This window comes from uncultured Acetobacteroides sp. (assembly GCF_963667355.2).
Taxonomy (GTDB): Bacteria; Bacteroidota; Bacteroidia; order Bacteroidales; family ZOR0009; genus Acetobacteroides.
In genome coordinates this window covers 2,772,501-2,790,425 of the sequence record NZ_OY763328.2, presented here as the reverse complement: position 1 = coordinate 2,790,425, position 17,925 = coordinate 2,772,501, and the positions used below count along the sequence as shown (strand labels likewise).

The following is a 17,925-nucleotide window of genomic DNA, read 5'->3' as shown; positions in this document are numbered from 1 at the left end:
AAACTAGGCAAAAAGCCTCTTCCTTTCAATTACTACGAGCAAATGGAATCTTTGTGATTAAAAATTTGTGTAGATTGTAAAATCAGTAAAAAATACTTGTATACTTTTTTAAACAAAATCGACATCGGCCATGTTCTTTAAGTAATAAGTCCTAAATTTTAACTAAAAAGTTCCCTATATGGCGATACTTGAATTGGTAACCTCCCATTCCGATCTAAAGGACAAAGAAATTAGCCCTTTTACCGGAAATGTTATCCTCCAGCTAACCGGCAATAAGCTGTTTACTCTTCCCGAAGAACGTATTGCTCGCATAAAGACTTGCAAAGATGATTATGACATAAAGTACATCCTAAGCATGGAAGGTGGAAAAGCCGAGATCATAAAAAAGAATGAGGCCAAAACCACTCTAGTTACAGAGCTTAACGAGATGGCAATAGAGCTTTGCATAATGGCCAAGGGCGATCGTGAAAAGCTGGCAACAACAGGTTTTGCTCTCATCAAGTCAACAGAGAGAGGAAAAGAGCCACCTAAACCTACCAACTTTAAGGTGGAGTATGGCGTAAACGAAGGTTCGCTTGTCTTCTCGGTAAAGGCCCATACCAATGCCCGCTTCTACGTATTCCTTTTCACCCCTGTAAATTCAATTCCTTCTGATTTAACAGCATGGCCTCAGGTTAGCTCTACATCTAGCAGGAAAGAGATTGAAGGATTTAAGCATGGGCTCGACTACCTATGCCGCGCGGCCTACATGGGGCCTAAAGGAAAGATTATCTATAGCGATGCCATTTCGGTATTGGCACGATAAAAAGCAAACGGCTAAAGGTAAAGGCAGAGACTTTCGTTTCTGCCTTTTTCATATCTATAGCAATTCTATACAGAGCGACAAAACGATGGATACACCTAAGGATAACTGAAAAAATTTGCCGCCCCTAACCATAATCAGGAGTATGAGATCTATGCATGAAAATGCTCCATAAGGACACGAAAATCCGTTACTAATGACATTGCGTAAGCAGCATAGAATGTCCGAAAAGTATCCAAAAGATACCCAATTAAAGCCAGCAAGCAGCTACCTACTTCTACTGACTAATTCGGCAAGAAAACTTCAGCAAGTAATCCATTCTAGATAGATTACCATCCCACCCTATCAGCGCTGTTATTTTACTATAAAATCAAGCACACCCACTATTAAACCTACTTTTTCACTTTTTATCCGAAATTGTTTCTCCAACTTACAAACTAGCTTATACGGATAAAAATCAGCTTTAATAAAAAAGAATACCACACACTGCATTTAAATTCATTCAAACAACAATTTTAACTTTTTATTATCTACCATAACCTTTAATCACAACATCACCCAACACCTTGCAAGTATCAATAACAACCATACAAATCATACATACCCCCATTTTCTAAAGCACACTATCGAAACAAAGACACAATCAGAAGCCAACACTACCACAACGCTACCACTAGTGTAAATATTGCGAACAGCGAACGGCAAGCAAGACCATTTGTACTATTTCCCCACTTATCCTTGCAAATGCAAATTATTGTTATAGTTTTGCAAATGTCAAAAATGCCATTCTACATCAGAAAAACATTGCTGACACTACAAACAAACAAATTACAAACTGCTAAACAAACTATTATGAGGCGATTTTTAACGTTACTCGTAACGCTGCTTGTCTTTGGCGCTGGTTCAGCACTAGGCCAAGTAAAGCAAGTTTCAGGGGTTGTTACATCGGCCGATGACAAACAACCAATTCCCGGGGCGAGTGTCTTTGTAAAAGAGGCTCCAACAGTAGGCACATCTACCGATATCAACGGTAAGTATACCCTAAAAGGCATTCCAGCTAATGCCAAAACAATCGTGTTCCGTTTTGTCGGCTACTCCACTCTCGAAATGCCAATCAAAGCAGAATTGAGCCCATCATTACAATCAGAGACCCAAAAGATTGATGAGGTTGTGGTTACAGCTATGGGCATCTCCAAAGAAAAGAAAGCTCTGGCGTATGCCGTTCAAGACGTAAAGGCCGACGAACTCACCAAGGGTGCAAACACAAACTTGGCAAGCGCACTGCAAGGTAAAGTCTCAGGTGTCGAAATTTCACCTTCATCAGGTATGCCAGGAGCCTCTGCAAAAATGACAATCAGAGGATCTCGCTCTTTTACAGGCGACAACTCTCCTCTTTACATTGTTGATGGCATGCCTATTACGTCAACGTCAGACATGAGTACAGGAAACTCTGTTACTGGTACTGACTTTGCGAATCGCTCAGTAGACCTCGACCCCAATGACATCGAAAACATAAACGTACTGAAGGGGCAAGCTGCTTCTGCGCTATATGGTATGCGTGCTAGCAACGGGGTGGTACTTATTACAACTAAAAGTGGTAAGGGTGTTGCAAAAGGCAAGCCTGTAATCACCTTAAACTCAAATTTGTCATTTGATGTTATTTCGGTAATGCCCGATTTGCAAACTGAATTCGCCCAAGGTTCTGGTGGCGCTTATGACCCAACAGCATCTACCTCATATGGTCCTGCAATTTCGAAATTAGCAGATGATCCTGGCTATGGTGGTAATACCGTAAATGACTATACCTCCGAATTAGGTAAGCACGCAGGTAAGTACTATGTTCCACAACTTGCAAAAGCAGGACTAGACCCTTGGGCTACTCCACGCTCCTACAAAAACGCGGAAAAGTTCTTCAAAACAGGAGTTACCTCAAGCAACTCTGCCAATATCTCCCAGAATTTTGAAAAGGGAAACTACTCCTTTACCTTAGGGAATACCAAGTCAGAAGGTATTGTACCATCGACAGGCTTAAATAGGTATAACGCAAAGATGGCAGCAGAAGCGCAGCTTAACAGCAACTGGTCAACAGGTTTTACCGGCAACTATGTGGCATCAAAAATTACCAAACAATCTTCTGCAAACAACGGAGTTGTAGCAACCGTTTTCCCTGCACCTCCAAGCTACGACTTAGCAGGCATCCCCAGTCACATAAAGGAAGATCTTTATAAACAAAACACCTACCGCTCAACTTCAGGATTTGATGGAGCCTACTGGGCTGTTGACAACAATAGCTTTACAGAAAGATCTCAACGCTTCTTCGGAAATGCATTCTTAAAGTACTCTACGAAACTTAATACTGACAACCAAAAATTAGATATCAAGTATCAGCTAGGTGACGATTCATATACAACTGATTATTCTGACATCTGGGGATATGGACACTCAAATGCCACAGGTGAAATATACCAATATGGTTTTACTGTCAATGAGATGAACTCGTTGCTAACCGCAGCTTATAGCTGGAAGATTAGCGACAAGCTGTCATTTGATGCCCTTTTGGGTAACGAACTTGTTGATACGAAAAAGAAGTATTACAATGAGTATGGCAAGGATTTCAACTTTTCTGGATGGAATCATATGAACAATGCTTCAGTTTACAATTCATCAGAATCGTACACCAAACATAGAACGGTTGGTTTTTTTGGGAACATGTCGCTAGCATACGACAACATGTTATTCCTAAATGTAACAGGCCGTAATGATGTTGTATCCTCTATGCCTCGTAATAATCGTTCGTTCTTCTACCCATCCGTATCCTTAGGTTGGATCTTCACGGAGTTGGATGCCGTTAAAAACAACATACTAACTTATGGTAAGTTAAGGGCATCATATGCAGAAGTTGGGCAAGCTGGCGAATATGTAGAATCACACTATTCTACTCCTACCTATGGAGGTGGCTTTTCTTCTGGAACCCCACTGCTATATCCTATTGGTACTATAGTTGCCTTTACCCCTAATAAAACGGTATACGATCCAAAATTGAAGCCACAAAACACTAAATCGTATGAGATTGGTGCCGATTTGGCATTTTTAAATGGATTAGTTTCAGTAAACTACACCTTCTCACGTCAAAATGTAAAGGATCAAATATTTGATGTACCACTGGCAGGTTCTACCGGTTCTTCCCTATTGAGAACTAATGGTGGATCGATCCACACCAATGCACATGAGTTTTCAGTTTCTGTCGCCCCAATTAAAAGGAATAACTTCAAGTGGGACTTTGCATTTAACTTTACAAAGATTGACAACTATGTTGACGAACTAGCCCCTGGCGTTAACAGCATCTTCCTAGGTGGTTTCACAGAACCTCAAATTCGTGCAGGTATTGGATATAAATTCCCAGTAATTTATGGCGTAAGCTACCTACGAAATAGCGAAGGCAAGATTATTGTTGATTCAAAAGGATTACCTCAGACAGGCGAAGAAAAGGTTATTGGCACAGTTTCTCCTGATTTCCAACTCGGATTCAACAATACTTTCGAAATTTACAAATTCCGCATTTCGGCATTAATCGATTGGAAGAGTGGTGGTCAAATGTATGGTGGTACCGCAGGTATGCTTAATTTCTATGGTGTTAGCAAAAAATCAGTAGATTTTCGTAAGAAAGACTTCTTCTATTGCGAAGGAGATGCTGTAAAGGTTACGGGAACTGATGCCAATGGAAAATCAACATACGCACCTAACGATATTAAAATTTCTGGAGCAAATGCACAAACCTACTTCAGCAGGTTGAGCGACATCTCCGAATCAATGATTTACGACAATTCATTTGTCAAGTTACGTGAAATCTCTGTCAGCTATCCCGTTTGGAATAAAAGAGGTATTACCGTAAATGTAAATGCATTTGCTAGAAACATCCTACTATGGTCTGAGCTTAAAGGCCTTGATCCTGAAGCAGCACAGGGTAACACCAATATGGCAGGAGCTTTCGAACGTTTCTCGCTCCCCGGAACCTCTAGCTATGGATTTGGGATAAATATTAAATTCTAAAAAGGAAACGACAATGAAAACAATATTCAATATACCAAAAGTATTCTTGGCAGGAGCAGTCTTTGCTGCCGCGCTAGTTTCATGCTCGGAAGATACGATGGATGAAATCAACAAGGATATTAACAACACAAAAGATGCTCCAGCAAAATTTATTCTTGCTGATGTCATTACTTCAACAGCAGTAAATAATGCAGGAGGCGATATCAGCACATATGCCTCTGTTTATGTAGAGCATGAGGTGGGAGTACACAACCAGCTATTCCGTGCAGATCAGCGAACTAACGAACCAACTGCAGCATCAACATTCAACAACACTTGGGGTCAGCTTTATATTGCTTTGAAAAATGCTAAGATTGCCATAGAAAAGTGTTCAAAAGGTGGAAGCCAAGAAGGAAATGACGTAACCAAAGGAATAGCCGAAGTGTTGGCTGCTTATAATCTAGCCTTAGTTACCGATATGTTTGGTGATGTACCTTGGACTGAATCCTGCGATTGGACTAAATTCATGAACCCTAAAATTGACAAGCAGGAAAAAGTTTATGCGCAAGTAATGACGTATTTAGATGCGGCAATAGTAGATCTACAAGGAAAAGATTCTCATCTTTCAGGAGGTATGGGAGATTTCGACTTGCTCTACAACGGCAACAAAGCTAAATGGTTAAAGTTTGCCTATGGCTTAAAAGCTCGTTACACGATGCACCTAATCAAGCGTTCGGCAGATAAAAATGGAGATTTGCAAAAAGTTATTGATTATGTTGATAAATCATTCCAATCGCCAGATGATCAAGCAGCTTTCGCAATCTATGATGCATCTAACTTAAACCCAAAGTTTGACTTCTATTGGAGCCGTGAAGCGTTGGGAGCTAGCCAAAGCCTCGTAGATAAACTTGTTGAAAGAGATGACCCTCGTATGAGACGTATATTCTTCGACTACAATTCTTGGGCTCAAATTACAGGTGCTGATGATGAAAATGCTAGTATTGCACCAAATGGAACTGGAGTTGAAAAAATTGGGAAGTATAATGTATCAATGTTCTGCTATGCTCAAACCGCTCCAACACTCCTTTTAAGTTACCATGAAATACTATTTTTAAAGGCAGAAGCTCTCTGTCGTTTAAACAAAGCCTCAGATGCAGAACCAATTGTTAAAGAAGCCTTTATTGCTGGCATTGCCAATGCAGAGGTTGGAGTTAATGCTGCTTTAAATGCTCCCAACGTACTAAAGTATGGAGGATTAACTGAAACAACTCAAGCAATATCCGCTACTGAAGCCGCAGACTATTTTGACAATAAAGTACTCCCTCTATTTAATGCAAATCCATTGAAAGAGACGATGGTTCAAAAATATCTTGCCTTCTTCAATGCATCAAGTGAGTCTACAGAATGCTATAACGACGTTAGAAGGTTGATGGCATTAGGAGAAAACTTTATAAAGCTTAACAACCCTAACAAGTTCCCACTTCGTTGCCCCTATGGCGTTGACGATACTACTGCAAATCCTAATGTACAAAAAGCATATGGAGATGGTCAGTATGTTTACACAGAACCTGTTTGGTGGGCTGGTGGTACTCGCTAGTATCTCACTTAAATATACTTATCGAGGCTGCCTAAAAAAGCAGCCTCTTTTTATTTTTTACAGTAATAAATGAAAAAAAGATCGGTCAGATTAATATCTAATCTGCTAAATCCCCTACCCAAACAAGTAAAACTCCCTAGTCAACGCCAAATACTCCTTCGAGTAGGCATGACGCCCACCCTCTTCGATAACCAAATTATCCTCCATCATTTTCACCTGTACTCGAGAGAACTCTAGCAGTAGCCGCTTTATATCGGCATTAGGGGTGGCATATACATTCGTTTTTCGGGTACAGAATAGTCCCCGCGAAGCCGCAAGAGCAACAAATACGCTACCCTCCACATATGGCAGAATAACACACAGCCGACCATGCTCTTTTAGCAACCGAACCGAATTATCGATAAGGTTTTCGTGCGACAGCGCATGATCATGACGAGCCAAAGAGCGCGATTTGGTTGGCGGCTTTAGCGACTGCTTAAAGTAGGGAGGATTGGATACTATCAGATCAAAGAGTTGGGACTCCCCCACCCTAAAGTGGTTGTAGTCGGATGTCGCAACTGCAATTCTATTAGCCCAAGGGCTCTGTGTAGCATTCTCAGTAGCCTGCTCAACAGCATTGGCATCAATATCAATAGCCATAATGTGGGACTCTACGGTACGCTGAGCAAGCATCAGGGCAATCAACCCCGTACCCGTACCTACATCTAGGATAGATGCAGCGCCGCTCACATTCGCCCAAGCACCAAGCAGCACGCCATCGGTGCCCACCTTCATGGCCGTCTTCCCCTGCTCTACCTTAAACTGCTTAAACTGAAACCAACTGTTTGCCATTGATTAAAATACTGATTAAGCTGATTCTACAGATTTTCACTGTTTATTTATAATGCAATTCTTTCTGTCGTTCCAGAATTTATATGCTGAGTTCCCATTATCTAGTTATTTACAGTAAAAATAAAAATAATCCGTGTAAATCAGCCAGATCAATTCAATCCGCGCTCTATTCAGCATAGTAACCTGTAATTAAACGCTCGGATTTACCTTCAAATCAAAGTATCTTATCAGTGTAAATCATCTCCATCAGTGAAATCTATATTCTTATACTCCATTCACCCCCACAGAGAACAGCGCAAAGTCGTACTTGACCGGGTCGTTAGAGTCAAACCCTCGGAGCACCGTCGTAAGTTCCAGCACCGCCCTTAAGTCGTTTTGCTTCCGAGTTAAAATCCCCAGTTCGCGCGATACATTGCCCACGTGCAGATCTAGCGGAATAAGCAAATCCTTCGGCTGAAGGCATTGCCACAGCCCAAAATCCACCCCCTCGCCATCCGTTCGAACCATCCAGCGAAGGAACATGTTCAGCCTTTTGGCAGCCGATCCAGCATCAACGTTAGCAACATGCCTTAGCGTCGGAGAAGCAACCCCCAATACAGATTCGAAGTGCCTCCTAAGCGCACGAAGCGCATCCTGCGCCGTGCCTACCTGCTGTCCAATCAGAAACTCGTCCATGCTGCCGTAGCTCCGGTAAATGGCAGCCAGCGCACGTACAAACCCAACGGCATCCTCCTCGCCAAAGGTTCGATGCCGAAAGCCCTTCAGCACCCGTAAATCGGCTTCGGTATGGTTGATGATGAAATCAAACGGATTGCTATCCAAGCGGGCAACCAGCTCCTTCGACTTGGCAATAATCGTACTCCGCTGCCCCCAAGCAAACACCGCCGCAAAGAAACCCGCAATCTCGCGGTTCTGCTGACCCGAAAAAAGATGCGGAATCTGAACAGGATCGTCCTCAATAAAAGCAGAATGGCAGTACTTTCGGTACTGCTCATCAAGGAACGCCTTCACATCCACCAATCCGCTATCCATTTACCACCATCCCGTCGTTAAGGGTGATGATGCGGTCCGACATCTTCGCCAGCTCCAAGTCGTGCGTCACCACCACAAAGGTGTGCCCAAACTGGTCGCGAAGCTTAAAGAAGAGGCTATGCAGCTCCTGCTTGTTGTGCGAGTCGAGGTTGCCCGAAGGCTCATCGGCAAAGATCACCGACGGGTTGTTGATCAGCGACCGTGCCACGGCAACGCGCTGCTGCTCCCCTCCCGACATCTCCTGCGGACGGTGCGACAGTCGATGCGACAGCCCCAGCAGCTCCAGCAGCTCCTTTGCCTGCCGCTCCACCTCGTGGCTGCTCCTACGCGCAATATACCCGGGGATGCACACGTTCTCCAGCGCCGTAAACTCGGGCAGCAGGTGGTGCTGCTGAAAAACAAACCCAATCTTCTCGTTGCGGAATGCCGACAACGTCCGGTCGTTCATTTTGCAGATGTTCTCCCCATCAATAAGCACCTCTCCCGACGAGGGCTTCAGCAAGCTGCCCATAATCTGCAGCAGGGTAGTCTTCCCCGCCCCGCTAGCACCAACAATGCTTACCACCTGGTTCGGCTCAATATCAAGGCAAATCCCCTTAAGCACCTCCAGCTGGCCAAACTCCTTACGAATATCTTTAACTGAAATCATTGGCTTTTCATAACATGCACCGCGAAGATAGGAATAAGAAGCGGAATAGTAGCTCCCCTGTCCGTTTTTGTCCACCCCCATATGCCCGCCGATCCATTTAAAGGCCACCCCCATCACCGCAGCTTCGCCAGCTTGCACAATCGCCGGGTAGATCTGCACAATTGCTCCTGCGGTTTGCACATTCACTCCTGTGCTTTACACACCAGCACCTGCGCCTTACACATTAGCTCCGTCTCTTTGCACATTTGCTCCTGCGACTTACACAATCGCTCCTGCGGCTTACACAATCACACCTGCGACTTGCACAATCACACCTGCGACTTATACAATCACACCTGCGACTTACACATTCGCACCTGCGACTTACACATTCGCTCCTGCGACTTACACAATCACGCCTGCGCTTTACACATTCGCTCCTGTGCTTTACACACCAGCACCTGCGGCTTACACATTTGCTCCTGCGCCGAGCACAATCGTCCCTCCCCCATCACACCGCTCAACAAAAAGCGGCCACCCCAACCGAGGTGACCGCCTAAATCTATCTGACGAAAGAGTAAGTCCTACTACTTTTCTTCGCCTTCTGCGAGCTTATTCTCATCGCCCACCTTAAACAGGTCGTAGGCAATTGGAGTAGCAACCAGAACCGACGAGAAGGTACCGATACCAACACCCACAAGTAGCGCAAACGCGAAACCGCGGATAACATCCCCACCAAAGAAGAAGATGGCGAACAGTACCACAAGCACCGTACCTACCGTATTAACGGTACGCGAAAGGGTGCTGTTAATGGCCTGGTTGATGTTAACCTTAAGGCTGCGGTTAGGATGCTCCCTACGGTACTCACGGATACGGTCGAAGATGATCACCGTATCGTTAATCGAGTAGCCGATAATGGTTAGGATTGCCGCAATAAAGCTCATGTCAACGTCCATGTTAAATGGCATAATCGACGAGAACAGCGAGTAAAATCCCAGCACAAACATCGTATCGTGGAACAGCGAAGCAACGCCGCCAAGTCCCCACTGCCAACGCTTAAATCGGATGGCGATGTAGATGAAGATGGCAATCAGCGAAACGATAACCGCAATAATAGCGCCCAGTTTGATGTCATCTGCTACCGATGGACCAACCACCGAAGAGGAAATGATTCCAATTGAAGTCTTGTTTGTTGTTGCAAACTCATCGTAGGTTAGCGACGTCTTGTTTAGCTTATTCAGCGACTGGTAGAGCTTCGTGCTGATAATGCTATCCACGTTGCTTTTGTTATCATGGATAAGATACTTTGTAGTAATCTTCATCTGGTTAGCCGAACCAAACTGCTTCACCTCAGGGCTCTCGCCGAGGGCCGTGCTAAGCGCTGCACGCACATCGTTGGCATGAACATCCTGGTCAAAGCGCACCGTGTAGGTTCTACCACCAGTAAAGTCAACACCGTAGTTGAATCCCTTAATCACCCACGAAGCAGTACCAAGGGTGATAACGGTTATCGAGAAGATGTAAGCATACTTACGAACACCCACAAAGTCGAAGTTGGTGTTGGCAAGGAAGTTCTTGGTATGGTCAGTGTAGAATTTGATGTTACGACCCTTATTCAACCACCAGTCAAATACCAAATGGCTTATAAATAGTGAGGTGAACAACGAAGTCATAATACCAATGATAAGGGTAGTTGCAAAACCTTGGATAGGTCCCGAACCAAAAATGTAAAGGGCAATACCGGTAATCAGCGTAGTAAGCTGTCCATCGATAATTGAAGGGAGAGCATGCTTGAAGCCATCAGTCAATGCTAGGCGAACGCCCTTTCCAGTTCTCAATTCTTCCTTAATACGTTCGTAGATGATAACGTTCGCGTCAACCGCCATACCCATGGTAAGCACGATACCCGCAATACCAGGAAGGGTAAGAACCGCCTTGAACGATGCAAGCACCCCAAAGAGTAGGAACACGTTGGCTACAAGAGCAACGTTGGCAACCAAACCAGCACCGCTATAGAAGAAAATCATATAGCCAAGAACCAGAAGGAATGCTATAATGAATGACAGCATACCGGCATTGATAGACTCCTGACCCAACGATGGACCAACAACATCTTCCTGAACGATCTTAGCAGGAGCAGGCAGTTTACCAGAGTTAAGCACGTTTGCCAAGTCATCAGCCTCTTGAGTAGTAAAAGTACCCGAGATAGAAGAACTACCGCCTTCGATAGCCTGGTTAACGCGAGGAGCCGAGTAAACCAAACCATCAAGTACGATGGCAATTTGTCTACCTACATTATCTCCTGTTAAGCGAGCCCAAGTTTTGGCACCTTCGCTATTCATACGCATTGAAACATCAACGCTACCATGCTTGTCATCAAATTGCTTAGATGCATCAACAATTACAGAACCATCAAGAGGTGCCTTACCATCACGGCCGGTAATCCTTATTGCGTAAAGTTCAATTCTGTCGGTCTCAACCTTTTTAGGACCAGTAACAACTGGCTTAACGCTCCACATAAGGGCTAGGTCACGAGGGAAAAGAGCCTTAACAGCAGGCATTGCAAGGAATGCGTTAACCTTAGCAGTATCCGAGATACGAGCAGTTCCAACAATCGAGCCAGGCATTACATTACCCTGACCATCAATGTATGGTTGAAGAAGAGAAAATAGCGAGGTCTGCGATTTTGCTTCAGCCCCCTTACCCTTTCCAAGCTCTTTCTTTAGGGTATTTGTTTTAGCCACAGGTTCGGCAGCAGCAACCTTGGTAGAGTCGCCCTTCATTGTGGTATCTTTAACAACACCACCAGCCTTTACAATCTCAGCCACCTTTGCATTGGCAGCCATAAGAGGTTGTACCAGCTGCGTAAGCTCATAGGTTTCGAAGAACTGAAGATTGGCAGTTCCTTGAAGAAGCTTGCGTACACGCGAAGGATCCTTTACCCCTGGAAGTTCAACAAGAATACGACCGGTGTTGCCCAAACGCTGAATGTTTGGTTGAACTACACCAAAGCGGTCGATACGGTTACGAAGAACGTTGAACGAGTTCGCGATTGCACCATCAGTCTGCTTACGAAGTACATCAAGCACTTGCGCATTGGTCGACTCTGGAGTAATCTGCGACTTAAGCTCGTAAGTTCCGAAGATCTTGCTCAGCTTTTCGTTAGGAGCAACTTGCTCATAAGCCTTACCAAATAGAGTTACGAAATCGCTCTTGCTAGACTTCTGCATCTCCTTGGCTAGCTCAATAGCCTTGTTGAAAGATGCATCAGCGCTATGATTCGACAAACTCTTCAGGATTTCGGGAACCGAAACCTCAAGGGTTACGTTCATACCACCTTTAAGGTCAAGCCCTAGATTAAGCTGTCTATCCTTACACTCTTGGAAGGTGTATAGATTAAATAGGTACGCGGGTTGATTCTTCATAGAATCAAGGTAGTTGTTGAGCTTTTTGTTATCAATGGAATCAATTCCATTCTTGCCCTTAACTGTAGCGTACTCCTCTGCCTTCTTTTCCACTCTACTGGCCACAAACGTGAACGATAGCTGGTATAAGCAGGCAACGGCTAACACAATTGCGATAAAAGATATCGCGCCTCTATTCTGCATTGGTTGAAAATTTATTAATTATCTCCTTTGATTACACTCCTGTACATGCAAGGCGCAAATTTATCATTTTTTTCGAATTCCTATTAAAAAATATTGATGCTTGCAGCCTTCTCCTAAATCTAAAAGTTAAAATCCTTTGACTATAAAACATAAAAGCACAGTAAAATAGCCATGCAGACGTCGTTTTACCTCTAGTTCCACCTGCAATTTAACGATTGTACATAGGCAGGTCGTGTTGAAAACAAATATAATATGACAAAGTTTTACAAAGCTATCCAATAAAATTATACCTGATGAGATAACGAATACGTATAAAATATACCTTTGCCTCACATTAACAACTAATATCACACCGAAAATGAAAGGTTTTGTTGTAGCATTTACGCTAATTCTCTGCGCTATCGCTCCGATGGTTCAAGCGCAAGCACCTCAAGCACCATCCATCGAATTTAAGGTACTTGAGCACAACTTCGGCAAGTTGGAATATAAAGCGAACACCACTTATTCTTTCGAATTTAAGAACACCAGCAAAGTACCACTTATTCTCACAAGCGTATCGGCATCATGCGGATGCACAACCCCAGAATGGCCCAAGGAGCCCATCCTTCCTGGAAAGACAGGTGTGATAAAGGTTACCTATAATTCGCAAATTATTGGACCATTTACTAAACTTGTATACGTTTACTCCAATGCGGCAACCAACATGGTTACGCTAACCATAAAAGGAGAGATTTTACCCCCTAAATAGGGGAAACCCATATAAAAGACGGACAATATGCCAAAGTTATCTGAAAAAGCAAAAGTAATGCCTTCCTCTCCAATCAGGAAGTTAGTGCCCTTTGCCGATGCCGCAAAGAAAAGGGGTATTAAGGTTTACCACCTAAACATTGGTCAACCCGACATTCCCACTCCTCAGATTGCCCTAGATGCAATAAAAAACTTGGACGAAAAGGTAATTGAATACACACACTCTGCCGGGAACGAATCGTACCGAAAAGGATTGGCTGAATACTACCAGGATCTTGGTATAAACATATCGTCATCCGATATGATAATTACCACTGGTGGTTCCGAAGCCATTACAATTGCCTTCGGAGCTTGCCTCAATCCTGGCGAGGAGATCATTATCCCAGAACCATTTTACGCAAACTACAACTCGTTTGCAATCCAAACAGGCGTAACTGTAAAGCCAATTACCTCTTCCATTGAAACCGACTTTGGTTTACCACCCATTGCTGAGTTCGAAAAACTCATCACCCCAAATACTCGTGGAATTGTTATTTGCAACCCCAACAACCCCACAGGCTATCTCTACTCTAAAGAAGAACTCGAAACGCTTGCTTCCATCGTAAAGAAGTACGATCTATTCCTCTTTGCAGATGAAGTTTACCGTGAATTTTGCTACGACGGACACAGCCACTATTCTTGCTTAAGCCTAAAGGATATCGAGCAAAATGTGGTTCTTTTCGATTCTGTTTCGAAGCGATACAGCATGTGCGGAGTTCGTGTAGGTGCAATAATCTCACGAAACAAGGAAATTATTGCGGCATCCCTTAAGTTTGCTCAGGCTCGCCTTTGCCCGCCTGCCTTAGGTCAAATAGCCTCAGAAGCAGCTCTAAAAACCCCAAAATCGTACTTCGACGGAGTTTATAACGAGTACATCGAACGTCGCAACTTCATGGTAAAAGCACTAAATGAAATGGAAGGCGTTTACTGCCCAACCCCTAAAGGTGCATTTTACACGGTAGTTAAACTCCCAATCGACGATTCTGATAAATTTGCACAATGGCTCCTTGAATCATTCGAGCATAATGGACAAACCGTTATGGTTGCACCAGCAACTGGCTTTTACGCTACTTGTGGTTTAGGGAAAAACGAGGTACGCATTGCATACGTTCTCAAAAAGGAGGATCTAAAGAGTGCAATGGAATGCCTTGCTGAAGCCCTAAGAGTTTATACTGGAAGAACATTGTAACCTAATTTTTATCGATACAAATGAAGCCGTTCACCTTTTGGACGGCTTCATTTGTATCCAAAGACGACACTTTACCTCTCGAGTTAAGCCTTCTGCTTGTTAATTTCCTTCAATTTTCATCAGAAAGTAGATCGGCTCTACTCCGATTTAAGTTAAAAGAAGTAATTTCATCGCAAATTCGTTACGTTATCAGAAATTTGACATTCCATTGAACACTGAACTTTTTATCGCCAAACGACTAGTAAAAGAGCGCTCCTTCCAAGGATTAATTGCACAAAGGATGAGCAAAATAGCAACCATAAGCATTGCCATAAGCACTGCAGTAATGGTTCTAGCCATTTCAATTGTAATTGGCTTTAAAAAAGAGATTCGCGAAAAGGTTACCGGATTCAGCGCCCCAATTAAAATCACCAAGTTATCGCTCAACAACTCGCTTGACACTCCCCCTCTCAATAAAGGTTGGGTTCCCATTAGTAATTTGCGTAAAATATCGAACATTAAGTCGATACATCCATACACCATTAAAGCAGGTATCGTCAAAACCAACGAAGAAATTCAGGGAGTCATCCTCAAAGGTGTAGATAGCACCTACGACTGGTCCTTCTTTGCCTCTAATTTAGTGGAGGGACGACTTCCAAACTACAAAACCAACAGCACCTCAAACGAAGTGCTCATTTCAAAGATCAATGCAGCAAAACTGAAGCTAAAGGTTGGCGACAAACTCAGAACTTATTTTGTACAGAAGCCCTTTCGAATGCGCCCGTTTCAAATCGTAGGAATTTACGACTCCAAATTCCAAGAATTTGACAGCAAATTTGTAATCAGCGACCTTCGTCACTCCCAAAAGTTAAACCAATGGAGCAGTGATCAATATGCCGGATTCGAAATACTTTTATTTGACTTTAATAAGTTAAAGGAAACTTCGCAACAGGTTGTCGATATAGCTGGGTATCGAATGCTTAAAGATGGCTCGCGCCTTCGCATTGAGAACATCAAGGAAAGCATGAGTAACATATTCGACTGGCTTAGTCTTCAAGATACAAACGCGTTAGTGGTTCTTACTTTAATGGTATTTGTCGCTGCAATAAATATGATTACAGGTATACTAATACTCCTTCTCGACAGAATCCGAATGATAGGAATACTCAAAGCACTAGGAATGGCTCCAAAATCATTACGCAGAGTATTCATCTACTTATCCTCATCTATTGTCATAAAAGGATTACTTTGGGGCAATGTGATAGGGCTATCTCTCAGCGTCATCCAAAAACATACAGGATTAGTAAGACTTGAAGAATCTACCTACTACCTATCTTGTGTTCCAATAAGCATCAGCATTCCAAGCATCTTACTACTAAACGTGGCAACATTTCTTCTTCTTGCTCTATTTATGCTCATTCCATTATTGATAATCAACAAAATATCGCCGTCTGAAATTATTAGATACGAATAAAATGAGACTTATCCAACTTAAGAAGATACTTGAAAAATACAATCAGGATGATTTAGAAGGAGGAAATGCCCATATTCTGGCTTTTCCTAAGTTTCGTCTGGAACTTTTCAGAACTACCAAACCAACAGAAAAAACAAAAAAGAGTGCAGTTCTTATCCTTTTCTATGAGAAAAACGAGGAAGTCTACTTCTGCCTAATTAAGAGACCTACATACGAAGGGCATCATAGCGGTCAGGTTGCATTCCCAGGTGGTAAGTTTGAAGTAAAAGATGAAAGTTTACGCAATACCGCGCTTAGGGAAGCAAACGAAGAGGTTGGAATAGACATTGGTAGGGTTGACATTGTAAACGAGCTAACCACCATCTTTATTCCAGTAAGCGATTTTACGGTAAAACCCTATATTGCGACAACCTCACTAGTACCAATCTTTCATCCAGAATCACACGAAGTTGATTACATAATAGAAGCAAAGTTATCTGATCTGATGAATAGTCAGTTAGTTGAGGTCGAGATAAACTTATCAAAAGAGAAATCATCTGCTCCTGCCTACATCATTAACAATGAAAATATATGGGGAGGAACTGCAATGATTCTAACAGAGTTGAAACTTCTACTCGAAAGTAATCACCTAGTTTAGAGTAAGGGCTTTATAGTTTGTGTACCGTTCGAGCACTTCTACCACAAAACGAGTTGTTTCGTTATTATTATGGAGGTTCAAGTTAATATCCCTACGCCTAAAAACGTTTGAATTTCGCTTTACCCTAACAAACAGCGAAACATCATCCCACTGGTAAGGATTACGCCCATATCGAGAAGCCAACCCCATTGCCTTTAATACATGGCTCATTCCCCCATTATAAGCCGCTAAAACAAACTTATTGCGTTCCTCAATAGCAATCGGATACCTCGAAAAAGCCTTTGACAACTTTGCAAGAAGCTTCGTTCCAATGTAAATATTTGTTTTTGAAGAATGAGATGCTCCAAAACCAAATGAGTTTGCAATTACAGGCATAACCTGCATCAAACCTTTAGCCCCTTTACCGGACTGAACGTGTGGTTCGAACTTCGATTCTTGGTAAATAAGTGCTGAAACTAAAAGCCAGTCCCACCCAATCGTTTTACTATATCGTTTAACTTCCTGATCGTAATTCGAAAGAAGAGGTTCTCCCTGCATGCTCACCCCGTCAGCCAAAGCTCTATTCACCTTATAATTTTGATAAAAAGAAGAATAAAAAGTTGGGTGTAAGGCTGTATTACGCTTAGCAGCAATCCATCGGTTCAGATCATCTAAAAAACAGCAATTTTTCGCTACGTACCACGAACTGCTAATTGATTCCTGCAAGTAGCCAACAGAAACATCAGGATATTTTATTCTAGTAGCCTCTGCAACTGAAGACTGAACAATTGCATAAGCATTCCCATCATTAAGCAAATGCTCGACCAAAAGTCCCATATTTATACCATCAAAGAGCACGATTTTGGGAAACTTACGCCTCAAAATATAAAACTCATCATCGTCGAATGCATTATTTGGAACATATATCTTATCATTCGCTCCCATTACCCTCTTGTTGAATGAAATAGTTGCATAACGCAACTTCCAGTGAGGCACTGTTTTTTGCAAATTGCTGTTAGAAATACTGGAATTTTCAACAGCTAGAATATCAGCCTTACCAGAACCTAGATATTTAGTGGCATAATTAATCGAAGTAAAGGGGATTATTTTCAGCAACATTCCTTTACTTAATGCATAACTCCGCAACATTTCAAAGTGATAACCTGTTGGAAGTCCACCTTTTAAAAAATAACCTGGCGTATTTACCTCAAGAATTGCGGTTAAATACCTTTTTACAGTTTTTTGTTTACGACTTCTCAAAGAACCATTTGTAACTACTTCATGCCTACAAGAGAGCAATAAAGCAAAGAAAATAGCAATAGAAGCACATAATCTTACACCCTTCATACCTATT

12 protein-coding genes are annotated in these 17,925 nt (G+C 42.7%); 7 read left to right on the top strand and 5 right to left on the bottom strand.

The window, feature by feature from the left end; translation table 11 throughout:
• Positions 1–178: 178 nt before the first annotated feature.
• From ACHZA1_RS11515 to ACHZA1_RS11505, 3 genes are all read left to right on the top strand, one after another.
• Complete coding sequence (locus ACHZA1_RS11515) at positions 179–805, top strand: hypothetical protein (protein WP_320052029.1); 627 nt, start codon at positions 179–181, stop codon at positions 803–805.
• 849 nt (positions 806–1,654) lie between these two features.
• Positions 1,655–4,852: a SusC/RagA family TonB-linked outer membrane protein gene (locus tag ACHZA1_RS11510; protein ID WP_320054911.1), complete on the top strand. Its 3,198-nt coding sequence runs from the start codon at positions 1,655–1,657 to the stop codon at positions 4,850–4,852.
• A 13-nt stretch (positions 4,853–4,865) separates the two neighbouring features.
• Positions 4,866–6,428, top strand: a complete 1,563-nt coding sequence (locus ACHZA1_RS11505) for a SusD/RagB family nutrient-binding outer membrane lipoprotein (protein WP_320052028.1) — start codon at positions 4,866–4,868, stop codon at positions 6,426–6,428.
• Between the two features lie 114 nt (positions 6,429–6,542).
• On the opposite strand, the gene ACHZA1_RS11500 is transcribed toward ACHZA1_RS11505, so the two are convergent.
• The 4 genes from ACHZA1_RS11500 to secDF all read right to left on the bottom strand — a co-directional run bounded on the left by ACHZA1_RS11500 (position 6,543) and on the right by secDF (position 12,527).
• The gene (locus ACHZA1_RS11500; protein ID WP_320052027.1) at positions 6,543–7,259 is read right to left on the bottom strand and encodes a methyltransferase; all 717 of its coding nucleotides are present in this window, start codon (positions 7,257–7,259) and stop codon (positions 6,543–6,545) included.
• 264 nt (positions 7,260–7,523) lie between these two features.
• Positions 7,524–8,291, bottom strand: coding sequence for a TIGR02757 family protein (locus ACHZA1_RS11495; protein WP_320052026.1), 768 nt, complete (start codon positions 8,289–8,291; stop codon positions 7,524–7,526).
• The gene (locus ACHZA1_RS11490; protein ID WP_320054910.1) at positions 8,284–8,940 is read right to left on the bottom strand and encodes an ABC transporter ATP-binding protein; all 657 of its coding nucleotides are present in this window, start codon (positions 8,938–8,940) and stop codon (positions 8,284–8,286) included. Before ACHZA1_RS11490 ends, ACHZA1_RS11495 begins: the two co-directional genes overlap by 8 nt.
• 566 nt (positions 8,941–9,506) lie before the next feature.
• Entirely contained in the window at positions 9,507–12,527 is a 3,021-nt protein-coding gene (gene secDF / locus ACHZA1_RS11485; protein WP_320052025.1) for a protein translocase subunit SecDF, read from the bottom strand.
• 358 nt (positions 12,528–12,885) lie between these two features.
• Here secDF and ACHZA1_RS11480 point away from each other — a divergent pair, with 358 nt between their 5' ends.
• The 4 genes from ACHZA1_RS11480 (at position 12,886) to ACHZA1_RS11465 (ending at position 16,592) form a co-directional block, all read left to right on the top strand.
• A complete protein-coding gene (locus ACHZA1_RS11480) occupies positions 12,886–13,275 on the top strand; it encodes a DUF1573 domain-containing protein (RefSeq protein WP_320052024.1) in 390 nt (129 codons plus the stop codon).
• Positions 13,276–13,302: 27 nt separating this feature from the next.
• Positions 13,303–14,502 carry a pyridoxal phosphate-dependent aminotransferase gene (locus ACHZA1_RS11475; RefSeq protein ID WP_320052023.1) on the top strand — a complete coding sequence of 400 codons (1,200 nt, stop codon included), beginning with the start codon at positions 13,303–13,305 and terminating at the stop codon, positions 14,500–14,502.
• Between the two features lie 208 nt (positions 14,503–14,710).
• Entirely contained in the window at positions 14,711–15,955 is a 1,245-nt protein-coding gene (locus ACHZA1_RS11470) for an ABC transporter permease (protein ID WP_320052022.1), read from the top strand.
• 1 nt (position 15,956) lies between these two features.
• Positions 15,957–16,592: a CoA pyrophosphatase gene (locus ACHZA1_RS11465; RefSeq protein WP_320052021.1), complete on the top strand. Its 636-nt coding sequence runs from the start codon at positions 15,957–15,959 to the stop codon at positions 16,590–16,592.
• Here ACHZA1_RS11465 and ACHZA1_RS11460 read toward each other — a convergent pair.
• Positions 16,584–17,918 carry a transglycosylase SLT domain-containing protein gene (locus ACHZA1_RS11460; protein WP_320052020.1) on the bottom strand — a complete coding sequence of 445 codons (1,335 nt, stop codon included), beginning with the start codon at positions 17,916–17,918 and terminating at the stop codon, positions 16,584–16,586. The two genes, ACHZA1_RS11465 and ACHZA1_RS11460, sit on opposite strands and share 9 nt — an antisense overlap.
• Between the last annotated feature and the right edge of the window lie 7 nt (positions 17,919–17,925).